This is a genomic window from Peptococcaceae bacterium 1198_IL3148 (genome assembly GCA_036763105.1).
Lineage (GTDB): Bacteria > Bacillota > Desulfotomaculia > Desulfotomaculales > Desulfohalotomaculaceae > JBAIYS01.
The window spans coordinates 30741-54358 of the sequence record JBAIYS010000004.1; the positions used below are offsets into that span (position 1 = coordinate 30741).

General features: G+C 42.0%; 30 protein-coding genes, 1 pseudogene and 1 riboswitch. Of the genes and pseudogenes, 28 read left to right on the plus strand and 3 right to left on the minus strand.

Features of this window, described 5'->3' with window-relative positions:
• The first annotated feature begins 27 nt into the window (after positions 1 to 27).
• The 11 genes from V6C27_05325 to V6C27_05375 all read left to right on the plus strand — a co-directional run bounded on the left by V6C27_05325 (position 28) and on the right by V6C27_05375 (position 9642).
• A complete protein-coding gene (locus V6C27_05325; protein MEG6615848.1) occupies positions 28 to 765 on the plus strand; it encodes a hypothetical protein in 738 nt (245 codons plus the stop codon).
• A gap of 80 nt (positions 766 to 845) precedes the next feature.
• A riboswitch (SAM riboswitch) is annotated at positions 846 to 958 on the plus strand.
• 86 nt (positions 959 to 1044) lie between these two features.
• A complete protein-coding gene (locus V6C27_05330; protein MEG6615849.1) occupies positions 1045 to 2058 on the plus strand; it encodes a methionine ABC transporter ATP-binding protein in 1014 nt (337 codons plus the stop codon).
• Between the two features lies 1 nt (position 2059).
• A complete protein-coding gene (locus V6C27_05335) occupies positions 2060 to 2731 on the plus strand; it encodes a methionine ABC transporter permease (protein MEG6615850.1) in 672 nt (223 codons plus the stop codon).
• Positions 2732 to 2757: 26 nt separating this feature from the next.
• On the plus strand, positions 2758 to 3570 hold the full coding sequence (locus V6C27_05340) for a MetQ/NlpA family ABC transporter substrate-binding protein (protein MEG6615851.1): 813 nt from the start codon (positions 2758 to 2760) through the stop codon (positions 3568 to 3570).
• A 137-nt stretch (positions 3571 to 3707) separates the two neighbouring features.
• Positions 3708 to 4739, plus strand: a complete 1032-nt coding sequence (mltG, locus tag V6C27_05345; GenBank protein ID MEG6615852.1) for an endolytic transglycosylase MltG — start codon at positions 3708 to 3710, stop codon at positions 4737 to 4739.
• A gap of 18 nt (positions 4740 to 4757) precedes the next feature.
• Complete coding sequence (locus V6C27_05350; GenBank protein MEG6615853.1) at positions 4758 to 5981, plus strand: U32 family peptidase; 1224 nt, start codon at positions 4758 to 4760, stop codon at positions 5979 to 5981.
• Positions 5982 to 6078: 97 nt separating this feature from the next.
• Entirely contained in the window at positions 6079 to 7785 is a 1707-nt protein-coding gene (locus V6C27_05355) for a penicillin-binding transpeptidase domain-containing protein (GenBank protein MEG6615854.1), read from the plus strand.
• A 66-nt stretch (positions 7786 to 7851) separates the two neighbouring features.
• Positions 7852 to 8619, plus strand: coding sequence for a helix-turn-helix transcriptional regulator (locus V6C27_05360; GenBank protein MEG6615855.1), 768 nt, complete (start codon positions 7852 to 7854; stop codon positions 8617 to 8619).
• Between the two features lie 164 nt (positions 8620 to 8783).
• On the plus strand, positions 8784 to 9104 hold the full coding sequence (gene trxA, locus V6C27_05365) for a thioredoxin (protein ID MEG6615856.1): 321 nt from the start codon (positions 8784 to 8786) through the stop codon (positions 9102 to 9104).
• Positions 9105 to 9198: 94 nt separating this feature from the next.
• Positions 9199 to 9456 (plus strand): DUF3243 domain-containing protein, encoded by a 258-nt coding sequence (locus V6C27_05370; protein ID MEG6615857.1) that lies wholly within the window; start codon positions 9199 to 9201, stop codon positions 9454 to 9456.
• 24 nt (positions 9457 to 9480) lie between these two features.
• Entirely contained in the window at positions 9481 to 9642 is a 162-nt protein-coding gene (locus tag V6C27_05375) for a DUF1540 domain-containing protein (GenBank protein MEG6615858.1), read from the plus strand.
• 37 nt (positions 9643 to 9679) lie between these two features.
• Here V6C27_05375 and V6C27_05380 read toward each other — a convergent pair whose 3' ends face one another.
• The gene (locus tag V6C27_05380; protein ID MEG6615859.1) at positions 9680 to 10039 is read right to left on the minus strand and encodes a flagellar biosynthesis protein FliA; all 360 of its coding nucleotides are present in this window, start codon (positions 10037 to 10039) and stop codon (positions 9680 to 9682) included.
• 78 nt (positions 10040 to 10117) lie between these two features.
• On the minus strand, positions 10118 to 11224 hold the full coding sequence (locus tag V6C27_05385) for an iron-containing alcohol dehydrogenase family protein (protein ID MEG6615860.1): 1107 nt from the start codon (positions 11222 to 11224) through the stop codon (positions 10118 to 10120).
• A 154-nt stretch (positions 11225 to 11378) separates the two neighbouring features.
• Between V6C27_05385 and V6C27_05390 the strand changes: the two genes are divergently transcribed.
• The 17 genes and pseudogenes from V6C27_05390 to V6C27_05470 all read left to right on the plus strand — a co-directional run bounded on the left by V6C27_05390 (position 11379) and on the right by V6C27_05470 (position 23232).
• Positions 11379 to 11975 carry a molybdenum cofactor guanylyltransferase gene (locus V6C27_05390; GenBank protein ID MEG6615861.1) on the plus strand — a complete coding sequence of 199 codons (597 nt, stop codon included), beginning with the start codon at positions 11379 to 11381 and terminating at the stop codon, positions 11973 to 11975.
• A gap of 13 nt (positions 11976 to 11988) precedes the next feature.
• Entirely contained in the window at positions 11989 to 12489 is a 501-nt protein-coding gene (locus V6C27_05395; GenBank protein MEG6615862.1) for a YqeG family HAD IIIA-type phosphatase, read from the plus strand.
• 9 nt (positions 12490 to 12498) lie between these two features.
• Positions 12499 to 13365: a shikimate dehydrogenase gene (locus V6C27_05400; GenBank protein ID MEG6615863.1), complete on the plus strand. Its 867-nt coding sequence runs from the start codon at positions 12499 to 12501 to the stop codon at positions 13363 to 13365.
• 70 nt (positions 13366 to 13435) lie between these two features.
• Positions 13436 to 13954 carry a shikimate kinase gene (locus V6C27_05405; protein MEG6615864.1) on the plus strand — a complete coding sequence of 173 codons (519 nt, stop codon included), beginning with the start codon at positions 13436 to 13438 and terminating at the stop codon, positions 13952 to 13954.
• A 13-nt stretch (positions 13955 to 13967) separates the two neighbouring features.
• Positions 13968 to 14222, plus strand: a pseudogene (locus V6C27_05410) (prepilin peptidase).
• A 3-nt stretch (positions 14223 to 14225) separates the two neighbouring features.
• A complete protein-coding gene (locus V6C27_05415; GenBank protein ID MEG6615865.1) occupies positions 14226 to 14705 on the plus strand; it encodes an A24 family peptidase in 480 nt (159 codons plus the stop codon).
• A gap of 36 nt (positions 14706 to 14741) precedes the next feature.
• Positions 14742 to 15836 (plus strand): type IV pilus twitching motility protein PilT, encoded by a 1095-nt coding sequence (locus tag V6C27_05420; protein MEG6615866.1) that lies wholly within the window; start codon positions 14742 to 14744, stop codon positions 15834 to 15836.
• Positions 15837 to 15979: 143 nt separating this feature from the next.
• Positions 15980 to 17185 carry a type II secretion system F family protein gene (locus V6C27_05425; protein MEG6615867.1) on the plus strand — a complete coding sequence of 402 codons (1206 nt, stop codon included), beginning with the start codon at positions 15980 to 15982 and terminating at the stop codon, positions 17183 to 17185.
• Positions 17186 to 17202: 17 nt separating this feature from the next.
• Entirely contained in the window at positions 17203 to 17697 is a 495-nt protein-coding gene (locus V6C27_05430) for a type II secretion system protein GspG (GenBank protein MEG6615868.1), read from the plus strand.
• Between the two features lie 4 nt (positions 17698 to 17701).
• On the plus strand, positions 17702 to 18175 hold the full coding sequence (locus V6C27_05435) for a prepilin-type N-terminal cleavage/methylation domain-containing protein (GenBank protein MEG6615869.1): 474 nt from the start codon (positions 17702 to 17704) through the stop codon (positions 18173 to 18175).
• An 18-nt stretch (positions 18176 to 18193) separates the two neighbouring features.
• Entirely contained in the window at positions 18194 to 18547 is a 354-nt protein-coding gene (locus V6C27_05440) for a hypothetical protein (protein ID MEG6615870.1), read from the plus strand.
• A gap of 4 nt (positions 18548 to 18551) precedes the next feature.
• Positions 18552 to 19082: a prepilin-type N-terminal cleavage/methylation domain-containing protein gene (locus V6C27_05445; protein MEG6615871.1), complete on the plus strand. Its 531-nt coding sequence runs from the start codon at positions 18552 to 18554 to the stop codon at positions 19080 to 19082.
• A 21-nt stretch (positions 19083 to 19103) separates the two neighbouring features.
• Positions 19104 to 19595, plus strand: coding sequence for a hypothetical protein (locus V6C27_05450; GenBank protein ID MEG6615872.1), 492 nt, complete (start codon positions 19104 to 19106; stop codon positions 19593 to 19595).
• An 11-nt stretch (positions 19596 to 19606) separates the two neighbouring features.
• Positions 19607 to 20506, plus strand: a complete 900-nt coding sequence (gene pilM, locus V6C27_05455; protein MEG6615873.1) for a pilus assembly protein PilM — start codon at positions 19607 to 19609, stop codon at positions 20504 to 20506.
• Positions 20506 to 21090, plus strand: coding sequence for a PilN domain-containing protein (locus tag V6C27_05460; protein ID MEG6615874.1), 585 nt, complete (start codon positions 20506 to 20508; stop codon positions 21088 to 21090). Before pilM ends, V6C27_05460 begins: the two co-directional genes overlap by 1 nt.
• Positions 21083 to 21748, plus strand: coding sequence for a type 4a pilus biogenesis protein PilO (gene pilO / locus V6C27_05465; GenBank protein ID MEG6615875.1), 666 nt, complete (start codon positions 21083 to 21085; stop codon positions 21746 to 21748). The genes V6C27_05460 and pilO overlap by 8 nt, the downstream gene beginning before the upstream one ends.
• A 59-nt stretch (positions 21749 to 21807) precedes the next feature.
• Positions 21808 to 23232 carry a TldD/PmbA family protein gene (locus tag V6C27_05470; GenBank protein MEG6615876.1) on the plus strand — a complete coding sequence of 475 codons (1425 nt, stop codon included), beginning with the start codon at positions 21808 to 21810 and terminating at the stop codon, positions 23230 to 23232.
• 235 nt (positions 23233 to 23467) lie between these two features.
• Here V6C27_05470 and V6C27_05475 read toward each other — a convergent pair whose 3' ends face one another.
• Positions 23468 to 23599, minus strand: coding sequence for a hypothetical protein (locus V6C27_05475; protein MEG6615877.1), 132 nt, complete (start codon positions 23597 to 23599; stop codon positions 23468 to 23470).
• Positions 23600 to 23618: the final 19 nt, after the last annotated feature.

The following is a 23618-nucleotide window of genomic DNA, read 5'->3' on the forward strand; positions in this document are numbered from 1 at the left end:
TGGATAAAGGGTTGAGGAGGGACCGCTTTGAAAAAGATAGTTATCGCGGGGAGAAATGATGCGGGGAAAAGTACACTGTTGGGAGAGATTTATAAAGGATTAAAGAATAGGGGTTATCAACCGTTAGCGGTTGGTTCTGGGGTGCAGGATGAAAAGCCGTATTTGCATAAAGGAATTGAACTTAATTATTTAACAATAGCGGTACCGGAGCCAGGATGGGACGTGGTGGAAGATATTCAACGGGTAATCAGCAACGCCATCAATAAATTGGAGGAGAAAAACAAACTTATTATCCATGCCCGTAAGGCGTTGGAAGAGCTGAACAAAGTGCGGTCAGTGTTGGAACTGGGACAGTTATCCCAGCGTGATATTCCCCAAACAGCAGAAATGCCTAATGTGGTACTGGTGGAAGCGGTGGGCATAAATGACGGTTATAAATCGGTGGAAACCAGAAAGCTGGCTGATATATTAGTGACAATTATTCCGGCTGGAATCAAAAATGAAATCATTATGGAATCAAGTAATGTATTGTTGGATGAAGCAGATGTGCTGGTAATCACTAAAATAGATGAAACCCCAAGGGATGTAACCACCACCACTGTGAAAATGTTGCAACGTATTTACCCATACAAACCAATTATTCCCGTGGTGGCCACCCAGGGGGTTCACGTTGATTTACTCATTGATGAAATTCTAAAACATATGATTGATCCACTAATACTAATAGAAAAAAGCGATCAACGATCGGATATTAAGAGACATTAATGGTTGTAATAAATAATTGTTGACATACCGAGAAATAAGTAGTACATTAATAGTGCTAAGTAAATATTGAGTACATAGTACTCTTATCCAGAGAGGTGGAGGGACTGGCCCAATGAAACCCGGCAACCTTCCTGTGTTTTCAGGAAAGGTGCCAATTCCTACAGGAGTTAATGAAACTTCTGAGAGATAAGAGAGGTGGTTATAAAAGTGTGCCTCTTCTGTCTGTCAGAAGGGGCTTAAGTTTTTTATAGGCATTTACTTGAAAGGCTGGTGGCATTAATGATTAAAATCGAGAACTTAAGAAAAGTATACAGCAGTGGAAACAAACCAGTGGTGGCATTGGATAATATCAGCCTACACATTCAAAAGGGAGAAATATTTGGCATTATTGGCTACAGTGGCGCTGGTAAAAGTAGCTTGGTGCGCTGTTTAAACATGTTGGAAAAGCCCACGTCAGGTACCATTAATATTGGTAATTTAGAAATAACCTCGTTAAGCGAGGATAAATTGATGCATGCCCGGCGGGAAATTGCTATGGTGTTTCAACACTTTAACTTACTTTCTTCCCGTACAGTATTTGGTAACGTGGCGTTTCCGTTGGAAATTGCCGGGGTGCCAAAGGATGAAATAAAAAGGCGTGTCAATGAATTACTGTCTTTGGTGGGTCTGGCAGATAAATCTGCAGTTTATCCGGCACAGCTTTCCGGGGGTCAAAAACAACGGGTGGGCATTGCCCGGGCGCTGGCCAATAATCCTAAGGTGTTGTTGTGTGATGAGGCCACTTCAGCCTTGGACCCAGAAACCACCAAGTCAATATTGAAATTATTAAAAGATATTAACCGCAAACTGGATTTAACTATTTTAATTATTACCCACGAGATGAAAGTGATTACTGAAATTTGTGATACGGTGGCAGTATTGGAAGCTGGAAACATTATAGAAATGGGTTCAGTGGTAGATGTATTTATTAAGCCGCAGCATCCCACCACCCGGGCCTTTGTCCAAACTGTAATCAACACCACCGTACCAGAAACGGTACAAAAGCGAATTGGTCAATCTACCAATTATGTTGCCCGGATATCCTTTATTGGTGATTGCACAGAACAACCCATTATTACTGCAATGGTGAGAAAATTTGACGTAGATGCTAACATTTTATACGGCAACATCGACCACCTGCAGGACACGCCCTTTGGTGTGCTAATTATTGAATTAAGTGGTCAGCAAGAAAATATAGCGGCGGCAGTAAAATATTTAGTATCCCAAGGGCTAAAAATAGAGGTGATCAAATAGTATGGAAAGTATTATCGCACATTTAATTGAAATGGCTCCAGAACTATGGAAGGCTACCTATCAAACAATCATTATGGTGGGCGCCACCATGATATTTGCGTCAATTATCGGCATCCCTTTGGGTGTGTTGTTGGTTACCACTGAGAAGGGAAGTATTTTAGAAAACCAACCTATCTGCAGCGTTTTGGGTTGGTTCACCAACGTCTTTCGCTCACTGCCATTTATTATTTTACTGATAGCTTTGTTTCCCTTTACCAGACTAATCGTTGGTACCACAGTGGGTACAGCGGCAGCCACAGTACCGCTGGTGGTAGGCTCGGCCCCTTTTGTAGCCCGAATAGTGGAAACGTCCCTTAAAGAGATTGATCGCGGGGTGATAGAAGCAGCCATATCCATGGGTGCAAGGCCTTGGCAAATTATCACCAAGGTGTTATTGCCCGAAGCACTGCCTGGCATTATTTTAGGTCTAACCATTACCACAGTGACCGTTATCGGTTATACAGCCATGGCAGGAGTTGTGGGCGGTGGCGGCTTGGGAGACTTAGCTTATCGTTATGGTTTCCAGCGATTTGATACAATCACCACTTGGGCTGTGGTGGTAATATTGGTGGTTATGGTGCAATTGGTGCAATCATTCGGTAGTTGGTTATCCAACACCGTTAATAAGAAATAAATATAAACAATAAAGGGGGAAAAACATTGAAAAAAATACTTGCTGTTGTAACTTTACTGTTGGCTCTAGTGTTGGCGGGTTGTGGTGGTAACACCGAAACACCTGCTGAGGAAGGCAAAACTGCCATCAAAGTAGGAGCTACACCGCTACCACACGCTGAGATCTTAAAAGTTGCTCAACCTATTTTGGCCGAAGATGGTATTGAGTTGGAAATTGTAGAGTTTACAGACTACACTACCCCAAACTTGAGCTTAAATGATGGTAGCATTGATGCTAACTTCTTTCAACATCAGCCATATTTAGATGACTTTAATGCTAAACAAGGTAGCAACTTAACTTCAATTGCAAAAATCCACTTTGAGCCAATGGGCTTATACTCCAAGAAGGTACAGAGCGTAGAAGAGCTTAAAGAGGGGGCTACCATTGGTATCCCTGGTGATGCTACCAACGGTGGTCGGGCGCTGGTGGTTTTAGAAAACGCTGGCTTAATTAAGCTAAAAGAAGGCGTAGGTATTACAGCAACGGTTCGCGATATTGTAGAAAAGAAAGTCGAAGTAATGGAAATGGAAGCTGCTCAGTTACCCCGTTCGCTAGAGGACTTGGATGGTGCTGTGATTAATGGCAACTATGCGGTGGAAGCTGATTTAACCCCAGCAGACGCTTTGGTGTCCGAGGATGCACAATCCGAAGCAGCTGAAACCTTTGGTAACGTGCTAGTGGTTAAAGAAGGTGGCGAAGAACGGGAAGAACTGAAGAAACTGGCAGAAGTACTGCAATCAGATGATGTTAAAAAGTTTATTGAAGAAACTTATCAAGGTGCAGTAATTCCTACATTTTAATTTAATCAATACTATAAGGGTACAGCCCATGGCGGCTGTACCCTTTTAACATTGCACCGGCTTATTCAAAAAGCCTTTTAATAATATGTAGTAAGGTGGTATAATGTAGCGATAAGTTGATATGGGAGAGGTTATCTTTGAATAAGTCGAGTTCTGTTATGAAACAAATACCAATCATCATTCTATTGGTGTTGTCACTGCTGGTGATGTCGGTGGTGGGAGTATTGATATATTTTAATACTCTATTAAATCCCGTGGCTAATAATGCCCAACCGCCGGTGATAGTTGAAGTGCCAGCCAACAGCACCAGTAGCTCAGTGGCGGCATTGTTGGAGAAAAAAGGTTTAATCAAAAGTGCAACGGCCTTTCGGGTTTATTCTCGTTATAAAGGGTTAGATTCCCAAATTCAAACCGGTGAATACCAACTAACTGCCAGCATGTCTACTCCAGAAATATTAAACACTATTATTGAAGGTAATCAAGTGTTTTACAGTTTTACCGTTCCCGAGGGCTATACCGTTGAAGAAATAGCGCAATTATTAGATAACAAAGGTTATGCCGACAAAGACGAGTTTTTAGAGCTATGCCAAAAAGGTGATTTTGACTATCCATTCCTTAAAGAACAAGCCAATACCAAATATGTTTTAGAGGGCTACTTGTTTCCGGACACATATAAAATAACTAAGCAAATGAACGAGCAAGACATTATATTAATGATGTTAAACCGTTTTGTGGCGGAAGCGGAAAAATTAAATCTTGCTGCAAAAGCAAAAAAACTTAACTTTAGCTTGCACCAAGCGGTTACAGTGGCGGCGATGATTGAACGGGAGGCCATTTTTGATAAAGAACGCCCCCGGATTTCTGGTGTTATTCAAAATCGATTAAAAATTGGCATGCCGTTGCAAATTGATGCCACAGTGTTGTATGCTTTAGGTCAACATAAAGAAGTTGTTCTTTATAAAGATTTGGAAGTGGATTCACCTTACAACACTTACCGCGTACAGCAGCTCCCTCCTGGGCCGATAGCCTGTCCGGGTTCAGCGTCGTTAAAAGCAGCTGTAGAACCGGAAGAAACCGATTATCTGTATTACTTGGCCAAGCCAGATGGTACCCATGTCTTTACCAATACATTGGCCGAACATCAGCATTATAAAGAAAAGTACTTGTAACTGGGAGTGAAAAAGTTAATGCAGAAACCAGAACTGCTTGCCCCGGCAGGGGATTTAGAAAAATTAAAATCAGCCATTATTTATGGTGCCGATGCGGTCTACCTTGGTGGTAAACAATTTGGATTGCGTGCCAGCGCCAACAATTTTGGCGCCGAGGATTTAGCCCTAGGGGTAGAGTTTGCTCACCAACATGGTGCCAAAGTTTACGTTACAGTAAATATATTTGCCCACAACCATGATCTTCAGTTGTTGCCCAATTATTTAAATTTTTTGCAAGACACCGGCGTTGACGCCATTATTGTCTCTGATCCCGGCGTAATCGCCACAGCCCGCAGTGTAACCCCCAAACTACCCATCCATTTAAGCACCCAAGCCAATACCACCAACTGGGCCAGTGTACAATTTTGGCAACAGCAAGGGGTGGAAAGGGTTGTGCTGGCAAGGGAATTGTCTTTGAACGAAATTAAAGATATATCTGATAAGGTGGATATTGAATTAGAAGCATTTATTCATGGGGCGATGTGCATGTCCTATTCGGGACGCTGCCTGCTTAGCAATCATTTAACGGGACGGGATGCCAACCGTGGTGACTGTGCCCAAGCCTGCCGCTGGAAGTATTACTTGATGGAGGAAAAGCGACCGGGGCAGTATTTCCCGGTGGAGGAGGACAATCGTGGCACCTATTTTATGAGTTCCCGGGATTTAAGCTTAATAGAATATGTGCCCCAACTAATTGAAGCTGGTGTAAAAAGTTTTAAGATTGAAGGCCGCATGAAAAGCGTTCATTATGTTGCCACAGTGGTAAAATGCTATCGCCAAGCTATAGATAATTACTTCAATAATCGAGAGCATTATCGTATTGACCCAAGGTGGCTTGATGAAATAGCTAAGGTCAGTCATCGCGAGTATACCACTGGTTTTCTGTTGGGGCAACCAGGTGGTGAGGCGCAATCAAAAAATGCTCCCCACGCTAACCGCAACTATCGATTTGTTGGTGTGGTCCGTGATTACGATGTAAACAGTGGCCTAGCTTTGGTGGAGCAACGCAACCACTTTGCAGTGGGTGATGCCGTTGAAATTTTTCAACCCCAGGGCGATAATATGACGATGACCATTGAGAAAATATATGATCAGAAGGGCAATTTGCAGCTCAATGCTCCCCATGCCCAGCAGTTGGTAAAATTGCCAATGCCAGAAATTAAACAATGGAGTATGCTCAGACAAGTGGTGAAGAAGGACTAAAGACCATTAATATACAGGGCACAGCCAGTGGCAGTGGCCTGTATATTTTTTTCTTCCAGTGTATAAGCTAAAGGTAATAACTGGAAGGTGGTTACCTGTGGAGTTTTTAAGGAAAAAACGCATTGTTCAAACCTTTTATTTGTTTTTAATCCTATTAATACCGATAATGGCTAAGTTGATTGATGTACAGATTTATCATGGATCAGAATATGCTCATAAAGCATTGGAACAAAGATCCATTAAAGTAGTGTTGGAGGACATACCCCGGGGGGATATTTTAGATCGCAATTTAAAATCGCTGACCGGCAGCGGGTTGCAAAATAAAATAGTTGTTTTTCCCACCATTATGGATAACCCACAACAGGTGGCAGATCAACTGGCTGCTGTGTTAAAGGTTAGTGCCAGTGAAGTGTTAAAGGAGTTTGCCAACGGCAGTGGCATTCTTCCATACAACCCCAACATCGAACAGATTAGTACAATTACAGCGCAACAGTGGGATGGTGTTATGGTACTGCCGGTACAGTATCGCTATCAAAGGGAACCTATGGCTGCGCATTTAATTGGTCATTTAGGGAGTATACCGTCCCAAGAAGTGCTGGAACAATTGGCGGTGGAGACAAATAAATCTTACCAATTGGGCGATTTAATTGGTAAAATGGGTTTAGAGAAGTATTATGAAACCGAGCTTAAGTCCACTAAACCTGAGCGTCTGATACGCACTTTCACAGACGCTGCTGGCACAATGTTAGCCGGTATGGGTATGAAATTGGAAATAAACCAACCGGACCCAGGCCGACAGCATTTAGTGACCACCATTGATTACAACATTCAAAGCACTGTGGAAAAAGTAATGGATAAGCATATCCAACAGGGTGCAGTGGTGGTGATGGACGTTAATACCGGGGATGTGGTGGCTATGGCCAGTAGGCCTAATTACAATCCAGCAAATGTATCCAACGTGTTGGCCACAGCCTCTGCCGATACATTTATTGATCACTGCACCTCCCTTTATCAACCGGGATCAATATTTAAGTTGGTGGTGGCGGCAGCGGCATTGGAGGAGGGCATCGTCAGTTTAGACAGTACCTTTGTTTGTTTAGGGGAACATGCAGAACTAGTTAATTGTTGGCACCATTCCGGTCACGGTCCCATAACCTTTGATCAAGCCTTTGCACAATCCTGTAACCCGGTTTTTGCCGAGCTGGCCTTAAAGTTAGGGCCAGAGAAAATTATTGAATATGCTAAAAAATTGGGATTAGATAAACAAATAATTATTGGTTACCCAATACCACCAGACAGAAGGCAAAATTTAAAATTAATTGCCGAACCATATAATCTGGTTAACAGTAGCATCGGCCAGGGCCCGGTTTTAGCAACACCAATGCAATTAACGGCCATGATGAATTGTATTGTGAACGATGGCGCATACATCCCCCCCAGAGTGGTGATAGGGCTGCAACAGACCGACGGCACCATCACAAAACGTTTTGCTCCTGGTAACAGTCATCGGGCTATTTCACCCCAAACTGTGGTGCAGATCAAACAACTTTTGACGCTGGTGGTTAAAGATGGAGTTGGCAAAAAAGCAGCGATTGCCGATATCGGCAGTGCTGGCAAAACCGGTTCCGCTGAAGTGGCGGGACAACAGCAGGTTAATGCTTGGTTTTGTGGCTATGCCCCGGTTAACAACCCACGTTATGTGGTAACGGTATTGGTGGAACATGGTGAGAGTGGGGGTGAAACGGCAGCCCCTGTGTTTAAAGAAATAATGGAGAAAACATTAGCGCCTGCTTCCGTTGACTAGATAGTAGGATTATTGTAGAATAATAGCATGACTTTAGAGAAAACTTTCACTAAATGAGGTGGGAAAATGATTGTTAAGGGAGAAAGTATTCGTGCGTTACGGGAAGAACGGGGATATACATTACAAGATTTGGCTAAACGGGCTAAGTTGTCGTTATCATACCTAAGCGAAATTGAAAGGGGATCAAAACGTCCATCACTAAAAACCATAGATAAACTTGCCACCGCCCTTAATGTACCCAAAACCCAGTTGATTGAAGGAGAAATCACTGACACCGGCTTGGCACTGGGCGAAAAAATCAGAATTATTCGCAACGAAAAGGCCATGTCCCTGCAGGATTTGGCAGATAAAGTAGGAATATCATTATCTTATTTGAGTGAAATTGAACGGGGCACAGTTTATCCGGCACTAAATACTTTAAAAAGGGTGGCTGATGGGCTAGGTGTGCCGGCTACATCTTTAATGGGACATGAAGGGACACTGGGACATAAATTGAAATCTCTACGGGAGGAATATGGTTTAACCCAAGCCCAGTTGGCAAACTTAGCTGGTGTAACCGCAGGTTTAATTGGTCAAATTGAACAAGGGAAAGTACAACCATCCTTAAAAACTCTGGAAAAATTAGCAGAGGTTATGGGGGTTTCTCCTTGTTACTTTATCATGGAACCTGGCGCTGTGGATCAAATGCTAAATTTAATGAGTCCTGAACTTCGTGAATTGCTGGTCCATCCCAATGTTCAGTCGGTGCTGAGCATGATTGGAAACCTAAGTGAAAAGGAATTGCAATTTGTTCTAAACTTTATTCAATTATTTAAACGCTCAGAAATTAGTTAGTATATGAATGTTAAAAATATAATCGACTGATTTAATTGATGTATTTGTATTTATTTTAAGAAAATTAAAAAATAACTTAATTTAACTGGCCTCTGGTAAAAAATTCTGCTAATATATTGCATATAGAAAATTAGTAAATAACATAATAGGAGGCTGGTTGTCGGATGGCACTAGAATTAAATGAAGTAGATTTTGAAGTGGAAGTACTGAAGTCTGATATACCTGTGTTAGTAGACTTTTGGGCACCATGGTGTGGTCCTTGTAAAAGCATGGCCCCAGTATTAGAAGAGTTATCCCAAGAATTTGCCGGTAAAGTAAAAATTGCCAAGGTAAATGTAGATAATAATCAGTCATTGGCCGGACAGTATCAAGTAATGAGTATACCTAACTTAGTCTTTTTTAAAGACGGTAAAAAGGTCGATCAGCAAATTGGTTTTACCCCCAAAGTTGAATTAACTAAAAAGCTAAATGAGTTGTTAAAGTAGTTTTTTAAACCCATCGAAAGGATGGGTTTTTTTGTTTTATTTATGTAGAATATCGTTGCAGATATCAGAAATAATATTTTTAGGAGGTGAGTAAATGGAGCTAGGCAGGAATTGGCATAAGTGGAAAGATGTATTAGGCTCTGCGGTACAACTTGGAGAAAGATTAGGTTTATCCCATGACAACATTGACGACACCGCCTATCGCTTGGGACAATTTTTTGCCAACACCTTAGATCCTGGCAACAAAGAACAGCGTTTGTTAAAGGAATTATGGGAAAATGGCACCGAAGAGGAACGACGGGATTTGGCTTCGATGATGGCTAAGATGAGTAAACGTGATTCCCTTAACTAAATATGAGCCAAAGGAGGTAATATTATGCAATGTTCCTCAGGGGTATCTAAATGTATGGTGGAAGAATGTAAATATAACAACAACCACCAATGTTATGCCGAAGGTATCGAAGTGAGATCCAGCGGCACCATGTCCGTTAGTGATAGCCAAAGCACCTGCTGTCAAACCTTTGAACCTAGAGAATAACTGCGTAAAGTGACAGGGGCAGAATAACTGCCCCTGTCTATAGTTTTTTCTTCAATTCTTTTTCAATACAATCTGATGCATATATGTTAAAAGGTAGTTCATTAATATCATAGGTTTGTATTGCTTTAATTAAACCAATGGTACCAACGGTAATTAAATCGTCTTCATCAAAATTATAAGCGGCAAATTTTTTGATTACCGAGTCAACGATAGCCAAATTTCGTTCCATTAATATGGAAAAGGCTTCTTCATTACCTTGTTTAAACAAGTAAAAGTATTTAAGTTCCTCTTGTTTTGATAGAGGTTGAGGTAGTGCACTGCTGGCAACACAAGAAACCAGCAAAAAGATTCCATTGAGAACAAAGAATGCTGTAATAGCTCCTAGGGCAGTGGACATAAATAATATACCCCCATAAATGTTTGTAGTACAATTTATGGGGGAGATTGTTTAAGTGTGAATGTAGAAATATTGTTTTTAAACCAAGTTACTGTTATTGAGAATATCATACAGATCTTGCTCAGATGGTGTGGCAGGACAATTAGCAATATTTTTAGTGGCTAATGTTTTTTGCACAAACAGTTGCTGTTCTTCAATGGTGAGTTTTAAATCACCTGCTGGTTGCACCTTTGTCAACAACTGGCCAAACTCTTCTATATTAGTGCAATCCATAGCATGTAACAAGCTTTCTACCTTCTCCGGGCTTTCCTTACTCATAAATATTAATGCGGCTTTTAAAAGGACACCGTTAGCCAATCCATGGGGTAGCTTTTTATAATAAGTTAGTGGGTACCCAAGGGAATGAATAACATTGGTGCCGGTTTGTGCAATGACAATTCCAGCCAGCATAGAGGCGTAAAGCAGTTCTTCACGCTCAGATAAAGATACGTTATCTTCATTCATTGTTTGTAGCAACTGGCCAATGATAGAGATGCTTTCCAGTGCCAATAGGTCTGAAAATACGGTGGCTCTTTTACTGATAAACCCTTCTATACTGTGGGAAAGGGCATCAATTGCAGTGTTAATGGTAATGTGCCACGGCAGATTAATGGTGTAACGAGGATCTAAAAATGCTATTGCCGGGAATAATTCATCACCACTGATGGACATTTTAGTTTCTGCCCAGTCTACAGTAAGCACTGCATAGGGAGTAACTTCACTGCCGGTACCGGCAGTGGTGGGCACTGCCACAATTGGCAGTGGTTGGGTTACCCATTTTTTGGCCATTAAATCCTGTTGGCTGAGGTCGTTAGTTGCCAATACCGCCACCGCTTTAGCGGCATCCAGCGGACTACCGCCACCAATACCAATGATAAAATCGGCACCAAATTCACTGGCTATTTTAGCGCCGGCATAAACCGTTGATAAACTAGGATTTTGCTCCACTTGATCGAATACTTTATAGTCTATTCCTTCACTGTTGAGGGCGGACATCATGTCCTCTAAAGACTTGTTAACCTTAGAGGACGAACCTCCAGTAACAATGATGGCTTTTTGCCCCATTTTTGATAGTGCACTTTTATTAGTATTTATTGCTCCGAGCCCGAAGAAAATTTTAGTTGGACAGTGAAAGTTAAATTGCAAAAGGAAAACCTCCCAAAACTATTTAAATTTTACCATAGTTATTTTACCACAGAATTTATTGTTACACACGCATAGAAAAAAAGCGGCTTTTGCAGGATAATAATAATATTAAAGGAATAATTTAAATAACTAACTAGGCACCAGGGGGATAATTATGATGAATTTATCTGCAGCAATTTTGGCTGGAGGCAAAAGTTCTCGTATGGGTACAACTAAAGCCTTTGTTGAAGTGCACAGTTGTCGGATTATTGATCATGCCATAGATGAACTAAAACAAGTTTCCAATGACATTATGATAGTAACTAATTCTGTGGAGGAATACAGTCACTTAGGGATCCGGTTGGTCAAGGATATAGTACCGGGATTAGGACCCCTTTCCGGTATTCATTCGGCACTGGTACATGCTGAAATGCCCCAGGTACTGATAGTAGCCTGTGATATGCCCTTTATTGAAGCGCAGTTGGCGAATTTGTTGGCTAAATACTCTTTACATTACGATGTGGTTATTCCCCGGGTAGAAGGGTATTTTGAGCCACTATTTGCGGTTTATAACAAGAGTTGTATTCAACACATAGAAAAGTGTATTGGTCAGGGAGGGAAGTTGCGGGTTGTTGACTTTTTTTCTTATGTAAAGGTAAAATATGTAAACGAGGATGAGATCAGTCAAGTGGCTGATTTAGAAAGGGTTTTCTACAATGTAAACACGCCAAAGGAATTGGCTTTAGCTAAAAAACTAGCAGAGGGAAAATAGGAGGCAAAATTTGTTGCGTATTTTTTATCCGAATATGTATGTAAGTTCATTAACAAACATAAATATAGACAAGCTAAAAAAAATAGGTATTAAAGCAATATTGTTTGATTTGGACAATACTTTGGTTCCTTGGAATAGCAATGATTTGGCCAAAGAAACTGCAGAATGGTTTGCGAGTTTGCAACGGGCAGGTTTTAAGACCTGTATTTTAAGTAATAACAGCCAACAAAGGGTTGCGGGGATGTGTGATGTGTTGGCAATACCCGGTTTGCACAAAGCCTCTAAGCCCCGTCGCAGAGCTTTTTGCCGGGCCATGCAGATGTTGAACGTAAAACCCGAAGAGACAGCGATGGTTGGGGACCAAGTTTTCACCGATGTGTTGGGCGGCAATCGGTTGGGGTTATTTACCATACTGGTAGTACCCATGAGCAGTCATGAATTTATTGGTACCCGAATTAATCGTCAATTTGAAAAAATAGTGTTGCGTCGCATAAAGCACCAACTGATACAGTAGAGGTGGATAATGGTTATTGATGGTAACACCATCCTTTGTGGATTATTTGGTCACCCGGTGGCCCATTCCTTTTCACCGGCTATGCATAATGCCGCCTTTAATGCATTAAAAATGAATTGGGTCTATTTGCCCTTTAATGTGGAGCCACAACACTTACAGCAGGCGGTGGCTGCTATAAAATCGCTGCATTTGGCGGGGGTTAACGTTACTATTCCCCACAAAGAAGCGGTAATATCCTTATTAGACGAATTAACCCCAGCGGCTCAGAATATTGGAGCTGTTAATACCATTGTTAATCAAAATGGGCGGTTGCTTGGCCACAACACTGATGGCGCTGGTTTTACTAAGGCATTGGTTGCAGAATTTCAATTTGCGGCGGCGGGAAAAAGCGTTGTTATTTTAGGGGCTGGCGGTGCAGCCAAGGCAGTGGCGGTGCAATTGGCTTTAGAAGGGGTAAAAAACATCACTATTGTTAACCGTGCCCTATCAAAGGCCGAAGCAATAGCCAGTAATTTAAGTAAGTTTCCTGTTAATGTTCAATTGTTAACTTGGGATCAGCAGGAGATTTTGGCGAGGAAAATGTCCAATGCCGATTTAATTGTGCAGACCACCAATATTGGTATGCACCCCCATGTTGACCAATGTGTTCCTGTGCCTAAAGGTGTTCTCCATAGCAATCAGGTTGTCTGTGACCTAATATATAATCCAGTAGAAACGGTTTTTCTAAAGCAAGCGATGATGGCAGGGGCAAAGGCAACCAATGGTTTAGGCATGTTATTATATCAAGGAGCAATGGCCTTTGAGGCTTGGACAGGGGCAACTGCCCCGGTAAATGTGATGCGCCAGGTATTGTTAAATAAATTGGGGGATTACTGATTATGTTAAGATTTCTTGACGCAGGTTTCCCGACGATGATTTACACGAGTTTAAAAAGGCAGGTGTAACGATGCGCAACATTGTATTAATTGGGTTTATGGGTTGCGGAAAAAGTGCTGTCGGTAGAAAACTTGCTTCCAGATTAAAATTGAAGCATTTAGATACTGATAATGAAATTGAGAAAGTTGCTGGTAAAACAGTGGCACAAATATTTGCTAAGGACGGGCCCATTAGGTTTAGATCGGAAGAGACTTTGTTATTAAAAAAACTGGTTGGCAAGCAAAATTTAGTAATTTCCACCGGCGGTGGAATAATGCTGGTACCAGAAAATGTAGAGTTATTACAGCGAGATGGTATTTTAATTCATTTATATGCTGATGAAGAGGTGATTTACAAACGGGTTAAAGGCAAGCGTAACCGGCCGTTATTAAATAAGGGAGACTTGAAACAAAGAATTAAAGAATTGCTGCAGGAACGACGGAATGCCTATGATGTCGCTGAATTGACCATTGATACCGGCAAATATACATTGGATGAGATAACAGAACAAATAGTTGAGTATCTAAAGGAAAGGAAATATTTGGGTTAATAATATGTACTTTATGTGCCTGTCCTTTATATTGGGATTAGTAATCGGTAGCTTTTTAAATGTCTGCATATTTAGGATACCCCAGGGTATTTCGATTGTTGCCCCACCATCCTACTGTCCCAAATGTAACCGTCGCCTGGGAGTACTTGACCTGGTGCCGTTACTGAGTTACTTATTTCTGAAAGGACAGTGTCGTTATTGTGGTGATAAAATTTCACCTCGCTATTTTCTGGTGGAATTATTTTGCGGGGTGGGGTTTTTTGTTTTATTTTTGCAGTTTGGTTTCACTCTCCAATATTTATTGGCAACCCTTTTGTTTAGTGGGTTGTTGGCGATTTCTCTCATTGACTATGACCATCAACTTATCCCTGATCAGATTAACTTGGTACTGTTATTGGCTGGCATTTCTCTGTTAGCTTTACAGTCTAGGGCGGTGTTGGTAAACGGGCTGTTAGGGGCGCTGGTTGGCTTTGGAGCACTGTTTGTTGTGGCGGTGGTTTCTAAAGGCGGCATGGGCGGCGGTGATGTAAAACTGGCCGGGGTATTGGGGCTATACTTGGGATGGCCCAATATTTTAATGGCGCTGTTTTTGTCCTTTATAATTGGTTCAGTTATTGGCTTGACATGGGCTGCCGTTAAACAAAAAAGCTTGAAAACAGCTTTACCCTTTGGGCCGTTCCTTAGTGTGGCTGCTATGCTGGTACTACTTTGGGGACAGGAAATTATTAGTTGGTACTGGAATTTGTTTTAACATGATCTTAAGTAGCAGAAGTGGGGGAATGAAAATATGTGGCAGATTGATGAATTGCTGACCCTGGCCATGAAAAACCAGGTTTCTGATGTGCACATTACTGTAGGTGTTGCCCCGATATTTAGGTTAAATGGGATATTAATGCCTTTGGATGGGCTGGAAATGGCCAACATGCTGGGCTTGGACACAAATAGTGTTGCTAAACTATCCCCAGAAGACACTGAACAGCTGGCTAAACAAATTATGAATCAGCATCAGTATAAAAAATTTATTGAAACCGGTGACATAGATTTTCCCTATGAGATCCCCGGTGGCGGTAGATTTCGCGTAAATGCTTTTAAACAGCGGGGCAGTGCCGCTTTGGCCATTAGATTGATAAATGCCGATATCCTTTCCTTTCAGCAGTTGGGGTTACCCGATACTTTGGCCCATTTATGCCAGAAACCACGGGGATTGGTGCTGGTGACCGGGCCCACCGGTAGCGGTAAATCCACCACATTGGCAACCATGATCGATTATATTAATAATCATTATTGTCAACACATCATCACACTGGAAGATCCAATTGAATATGTGCATACTCACAAAAGGAGCATCGTCAATCAGCGGGAGGTGGGGAGAGATACCAAGGGTTTTGCCCACGCCCTGCGGTCGGCAATGCGAGAAGATCCCGATGTTATTCTGGTGGGAGAAATGAGGGACTTGGAAACCATTAGCATTGCCATCACCGCGGCTGAAACCGGCCACTTGGTTTTTGGTACGTTGCACACATCCAGTGCAGCCCAGACCATCGACCGGATTATTGATGTGTTTCCACCGCATCAACAACCACAAATTCGCGCGCAGTTGGCCAATACCGTCCTAGGGGTGCTGGCACAACAACTAATTCCCCGCATAGATAAACCCGGTCGGGTGGCGGCGTTAGAAGTGATGGTGGCAACACCCGCCATACGCAATCTAATTAGAGAGGGAAAAACCTATCAAATAATTTCTCAAATCCAGACCGGAGCCAAACACGGCATGCAATCACTGGATGCTTGTTTGCGGCAGTTGGCTATAAACCAAATAATTTCCCGGGAAGAAGCGATTAATCGAGCTGCTGACCCAGGGTCGTTGGAAAAAATGTTGTAAAGGGGCCGCAGGGCCTCTTTTTATTTACCCAAGTCATTCAATTTCTGATTAAACAATTTTTTGAATAATTTCAAGATTAAAGGAAGGAATAACACGCAATAGATAGAATGTTAGCAATATTTATTTAACTGTGGTGTTGATAGATGAAACGGACTTTTATTTATCGAGCTAAGGATATTAACGGCAATGTCCATGAAGGTACCATAGAGGCCGATAAAATGACCACGGCAGTTAGTCAGTTGAGACAACAACAGTTATATATCACCAAGTTAAAGACTGTAACCCGGGGGATGTCACCGGCCGGTAAGGTATCCACCGGAGAGCTGGCGGCATTTTGTCGCCAATTGGCCACATTATTGCAGGCGGGAGTGCCGATTATCAGTGCTTTAAATGTCCTTGAAAGCCAGTTAATTAGTAAACCATTACAAAGGGGCATCAGCACAGTAAGGGACAGCATTAGTAACGGTCAGCCAATGGCCACCGCCATGAAGCATTTACCGGATATTTTCCCCAATATTGTGGTCAGCATGGTGCAGGCAGGGGAACACAGTGGCCGGTTAGATAATGTATTGTACAATTTGGCTGATTATTTGGATCGGGAACAGGAAATCAAAGGGAAAGTTAAATCAGCAATTGTTTACCCATTGTTTATTGTTGTGTTGGCCGCCATGATGGTGATGTTTGTGCTGACCTTTGTGCTGCCCAATTATGTGCACATGCTCAATCAATTTAATTTGGAATTGCCATTAATTACCCGGGTATTGATTAAAACCAGCAGTTTTATGGTGGGTTATTGGTACCTGTTGTTTTTGCTGATTGCTGCAGCACTATTATGCGGTTTCAAAGTCTATAATAATGGCCAGCTGCTAAAGGAAATCAAAGACAGGTACCTACTGCAATTGCCTATAGTTGGTAGGATTTACCACAAAATGTTGATTGCCAGATTTTGCCATACTCTGGCACTGTTGCTCCGTTCGGGAGTGCCACTTATACAGGCATTAACTTTGGTAAGGAATGTGGTGGACAATGTGATGTTTGCCCAAGCTGTGGATAGCGCCCTAATGGCACTGCAACGTGGTGACACGCTGGCAGGTTCGCTGGGCAAGAGTAATCTATTCCATCAAACGGTTGTTCAAATGATTGCCATTGGTGAACAGAGTGGTCAACTGGATCAACAGTTGGCCCTGATTGCCACGGTGGAGGAACGGGATGTCAGTGCCGCCATATCTAAAATTTCGCCATTAATGGAGCCAATTTTACTGCTCATTACCAGCGTGATTGTCGGCATTATTTTAATAGCTATCATGCTGCCAATATTTAAAAGTCTGGGAGCAGCGGCAAGTTTTTGATTTAGAGGTGAGGAGAGATGTTGGAAAAGCTACTGGGCATTAGAAAAAACCAACAGGGTTTTACTATGGTGGAATTGATGGTGGTAATAGTGATCATTGGCATTTTGTCCGCCATTGCCATTCCCAATTTTTCCGGACAAATTGAGCGGGCTAAAATTGGTAGAGCGGTGGCAGATTTAAAATCTGTTAAAAATTTGGTGGAACTTTATAAGTTGGAAAATGGTAAGTACCCCACAACCAATGATTTTAAAGAACTAATGGAGGATAATGGGCTAACGGGATGGGGTAATTCTGATAACCCTATGAAAGACCCTTGGGACAGAGCATATTATTACTGTGTAAATGAGGGTTTTAGCGAATATTATTTGTGGTCAGAGGGTCCAGAAGAAGGGGCTAATGATGCTGACAACATAGTGGCATCGGAGGCTAGTCAAGAGCCATTAAAGGATCAAGCTAAACCGGTCACAAACGGTATGAAGCAATCATCTTCGCTAACCGGCACAACACCATAAACTCATGAAAAGAATGATTAATTGCCACCAGGGCTTTTCACTGATCGAATTAACCACCACTATGGCCATCGTTGCTATTTTGTTGATGTTGGCGGCCCCCACTTATCATAATCACCTACATGAAAAGCGTTTAGAATCTGCGGCGGTTCAGATTGCCAGTGATATTAGGCATGTACAGCAATTGGCACTGGCAACCGAAAGCCCTTCATATCAAATTAGATTTTATCTCAATAATGGCTATTATCAAACGGTGTTGGGTACCAAAGTGTTGAACACAGGTTATGTGCCAAATGGGGTGAAAATTTCCTATGTCTATTTTAACAATGATTCTTCATATAGACATACATTGCGCATTAATGCCAGGGGACTTCCCACTCCCATAGGTGGTCACATCTTACTGTCTTCGGGTGATAAAATAAAGTATGTTATTGTGGCCAGTGTCACTGGTCGGGTGCGGGTTAGTGATAAACTTGAATAGCGAGGTGTTAATAATAAAGTGTTTGCTGACAAAAGGGGCATGACGCTGTTGGAAACAGTGGTGACAATGACAGTAATTATTGTGGTACTGGTGCCGTTAACTAACCTTTACTTGCAAACTAAACACCTATCAAAGGCCAGTTTATCCGAAACCCAGGGACTGTATAGGGCTCAAAGTATTTTAGAAGAGCAGAAGGCCGTGGATTTTAATGCGGTTACTGCCACCAATTGGATAGAGGTGGAGGACGGGCGGTATAGAATTTTGGTAACCGCTAATGACGATGTTCTTAAAGTAGTGACAATTAATTTTCAGTATCCCCCAGCGGTATATAACGAAGAAATTTTCCTAACTATGTACAAAGCAAACAGGTGATTGTATGAACAGGTATTGTCACCAGCAAGGTTTTACGTTATTAGAAATAATGACGGCAACCACCATCGCGGCGGTATTAATGGGTTGTATTCTTACCTTTATGATTCAAGGAAATATCATGCTACAAACCAGCAAGCAAGAAAATGAGCTACAGCAAAGTTTAGCCATTGGCATGGACAAGATTACCCGGGAGCTTTTAACCGGTGATCAACTAAGGTTTGCTGATAATCAGTTGGGGTATCAGCCCGATAAGGATGACAGAGTGCTCACCTTTATCTGTGATAAAAATTTGGTTCGGTACTATGTTGATCAACAACGTGAATTGAGCAGAAGTTATAGAGGGGTAGGTTTGCCCATTGCTAGCCATGTTAAATATTTAAGGATAGAATATTTTGATGTCAACGGCGAACAAATCAGCGCTGGCACACCTGCTGGGTCAGTGGTGAGAGTTAAAATACAGCTCATTGGCAGCATGCCGGGGATAAAGGATACAACTTTAACCAGTGCGGTGACGTTGCGTACTGCAAACCCTTAAAAATAGAATGTGGGTGGGATTATGTATGTAAATAACCAACGTGGTCATTTGTTGTTGTTAACCATGGTGGTAATGGCAGTTGTTTCTATATCCGCCACCACTGGTTTATATATATCCTTCAATGCTCGCACAGACAGTTTGTTAGTTAAAGAAAAAATACAAGCCTATTACATTGCCGATGGAGGAATTGAATTAGCATTGACAAAACTGCAACAGGATGTTGACTGGAGCAAGTGGGTGCCAGGAACCACCCAGTGGCTGATAACAGAACCAATGCTTTTTTCAGATAAAGTTAAAGATGGAGTTATAGAAAGTATAAAGATTAAAACGCTAACTAAAACAGAGATTGAAACTGAAGTAAAGCTTAGGGTAGAGATAACGTCCAAAGGAGTTTATCGACAAGCTCAAAAAACCTTGGTGGTGACGGCGGAACTGATAAGAGTAGGGCCATTAACCGAGGTTAAAATAACCGGTTGGAAAGAATTATATCCGGTTTTTGTTTCTAATACTTAGGGGTGAGTATTTTGAAACTTTCATGGCTTTTTAAGGGTGATAGCTTAATTGGAGTGGATATCGGGCTACATAGCGTTAAGATAACCCAACTAAAGTTAAAACGTGGGTATCCGGAAATTATTGGCTTAGCCAGCGTAACTGCTGATATAAATGAAATGGATACAGAAGCATTAGCGGTGGCACTGGCTGAGGTTTTTAGCCAAATTAACTATCAAGGCCAACCTGTTACTGCCACCTTAAATGGGGAACAACTGATTACCAGAATTGTGATGGTACCTCAAATGAGTGACAGTGAATTGCAAACCAACATGTTTTATGAAGCTGCCGAATTGTTACCGAATGAGACAGCGGATTGGGTTATTCGCCATACGGTTTTGAATAACCAGGCAGATAAGCAGGGCTTAATGCAAGTTTTATTAATTGCCGCACCTCGCCAGCAGGTGCTTTTATTTTATCAGGCCTTTAAAATGGCCGGTATAAAATTGACGGTCATTGATATCCCCTATTATGCCCTATGGCGCCTGTATGGTAATTTGCCAATCAACCCCAATGATAGTGTTCTTATTATCAACCTAGAAGTTGACCACGCCCAATTGGTTGTGGTGCGGCAGAACATTATTCAACATGTCCGTTCTATCCGGTTTAGTAAAGAAAACTTAATCAACGAACTGGAACGTTATTTAGCAATCTACCAGGTACAACAAAGTAACTATCCAATAAAACAGATTATTCTTACTGGCGAGATCAGTGGAATGTCAGACATAGCACAGGTTGTAAACCAAGGGTTGAACATCAAGGTTGAAATTGGCCGACCGAACTTACCGATGGGTGAACAAGCAAATAATAAAAATATCGACCTGGCCAGCTATTCCATTGCCATTGGCTCGGCATTGAGAGGGGTTGGGCATTGATGTATAAAACAAATTTACTGCCTCGAGATTTGCAACCCCAACCGGCAATTAATAAGCAGCGGCTGATGCGGATGCTAACGGTGGCTTTATTAGGGTGTTTCATTGCTGGTAGTTATATTTTTCTGGTCATTGACATTCACCTTAAGCAACAAATGCTAACTTCGTTGCGGCAGGAGGCCAGCACCGGGGAGCTGGCCACAAAAAAATTAGTCCAAATCCAAAAAGAGCGGCAGCAAAATGAAGAAGTTATCAATAAACTGCAGCAAATAATTAGCAATAATATTAACTGGCATGACTTGCTTAACGATGTCAACCAATGTTTGCCTACCGATACATGGTTTACGGCCATTAGCTTATCAACCATTGAAGCAAAGGATGATGAGTTGCCAAATCAGTTGCTGGTTTTTAACGGCAACAGTACCAATCTATCATCCATTGGAGTTTTTATCTATAATTTACAACAGCTAACCTATTTCAGCGGGGTTTACCTTGATTATGCTAAAGAATTGGATTCACCAGCAACACCCCCATTGTTAACCTTTAAGATCTCGGTTACTTTCTCTGGGGGTGATAACATTGAATAGGTTTACCACCAGAGAAAAATCACTATTGGCTATCCTTGGGGGTTTAATACTTTTAACATTGCTTTATTATCTATTAGTGCCTCAGATCAATGAGTATCGGCGACTTTGTGATGATATTGAACAGACTATCAAAAGGTGTGACCAACTAACAAAAATTAATGAAGAATTAATAGTGGAACAAAATAAACTGTTTGCAAGCCGATATCAATTGCAGAATTTGCAGCGGTCCTTTAATATGGAACTAATTGATGGCGGATTATATGTTAAATTGGCAGAGGGGGCCAACAACCACCGAGTGACAATCAAAGAAATAGTGGCCCAAAAGGTGATAGATTGTGATATTTACCTACAGTTACCGATAACCATCGGTGTGAGCGGTGATTTTTCTGATATATTGGCATACATACAGTGGTTAGAGAATATCAATGAATTGGCAAATTTCAGTGAAATAACTCAATTTACAATTGAACCGGACCAAAATATAGTAGAAAGTGGTGGGAGAGTAAACACTAGGCTGACACTCTCGCTATACTCTAATGTTAACCCCGAGGTTCGGATGCAGATTGAAACAAACGGACCGGTAGGCAGAAGTAATGGATTTGTTCCAGCAACGGAGTACCATTATTTGCATAATAACCAGCAAAACGGTGGACAATAAACTAGCATCGGTCTAATATATTAATTAAGGCTCCGAGAGGTAGGTGTTCATTTAAATATATGGATAAAAAAACAGTACAAGAAATTTTAGAAGCGGCTTTAGCCAATGGCGGTGACTTTGCTGATGTTTTTATCGAGTATAAAAGAGTAACTGGTGTCGGCATGGAAGCTGGACGGATTGAACGGGTACAGTCTGGTTACGAGGCGGGCGCAGGCATTAGAGTACTTTCCGGGGAGAACACATCATATGGTTACACCAATGATTTAAGCAAAGAAAGTTTACTGGCGGCAGCTCAGTTGGTCAGCCACGCTGCTAAGGGTGGAAAAAGAGACTATAATTTTGATTTAACTAAATTACAACCCACTGTGGATTTTAAGATTACTAAACGGCCTGAAGATGTAACCACCGATCAAAAGGTAGCGGTGGTAAAGGCTGCAGAGAAGGCTGCCCGCTCAGTGGATCAACAAAAGATCAAACAAGTCATTGTGGGGTATGGCGACACTGTACAACAAGTAATTATCGCCAATAGTAATGGTGACTATGTAGAGGATGAACGGATCCGGACTAGATTGATGATTAATGCGGTTGCTGCCGATGGTGACACCATTCAAACAGGTTATGATGCCGTGGGCAGCATGGCGGGTTTTGAGTTATTTGATAAATTTGATCCAGAAGAATTTGCCCAGACCGCTGCCAGTCGGGCGGTTAAAATGTTGGATGCCAAACCTGCCCCCGCAGGGAAAATGGCCTGTGTCATGGCCGGAGAAGCTGGAGGAACAATGGTGCACGAAGCCTGCGGCCATGGTTTAGAAGCGGACTTGGTGCAAAGGGGACTATCGGTCTATGGCGGTAAAAAGGGTCAACTGGTGGCTTCGCCAGTGGTGACGGTGAAGGATGATGCCACCATACCGGATAAATATGGTTCATACCGATTTGATGATGAAGGGGTAGCTTCTCGACCAGTGGAGCTAATTAAGGATGGTGTGTTGACAGATTTTATTTACGACCGCCTGACTGCCAGTAAAGAGGGCTGTAAGCCCAATGGCCACGGACGTAGACAGTCATATCAAGATAAGCCCATCCCCAGAATGGCCAATACATACATAGCTCCCGGCAAAGATGATCCCAATCAGATCATTAAAGAGACTCAGAGTGGTCTGCTGGTAAAAAAGATGGGTGGCGGTCAAGTTAACACCACCACCGGCGATTTTGTGTTCGATGTTGCCGAAGGTTATCTGATTCAAAATGGTGAAATTGGTGATATGGTACGGGGTGCCACGTTAACTGGTAACGGACCAGAAGTTTTAAAAATTGTAGACATGGTTGGCACAGACATTGGCTTTGCCATAGGCACCTGTGGCAAAGACGGTCAAGGTGTGCCGGTGTCGGATGCACAGCCAACCATGCGGATACCGGAAATAGTGGTGGGCGGCACCGCCCATGATGATGGCAATGCCCAAATAAAACGGATTCGGCGAATTTAAGTCCAATAAGCTCTTGGCCGCTGACTTATTTAGTGGCAAAGGGCTTATTCTTTGTTGTTGTTTATTCTGACTGCAAAAAAAAACTGGACCGTGGTCCAGTAAAATAAAGGGTGGATATGTTCAAGTGGGAAATTAATCTTGGTAAAATGATACCCCAAAACTCTTTTTTATATTCTCTGGTGTAAAAAGAAAAATCCCTCCGTAAATTTTGGAGGGATTTTAACTTAAGACATCATTAACCGCGCAATGTGCGACCTTCCCGTAGGCCGTCTGCACTGTTGCTGTAACCGTTTTTTGTCCAACCTAAAAAGAAAGCAAGTAGTCCTAGTCCACCAATGACACCGGAAAAAATAGCAAAACTTAACATTATCATTCACCTCTACAAA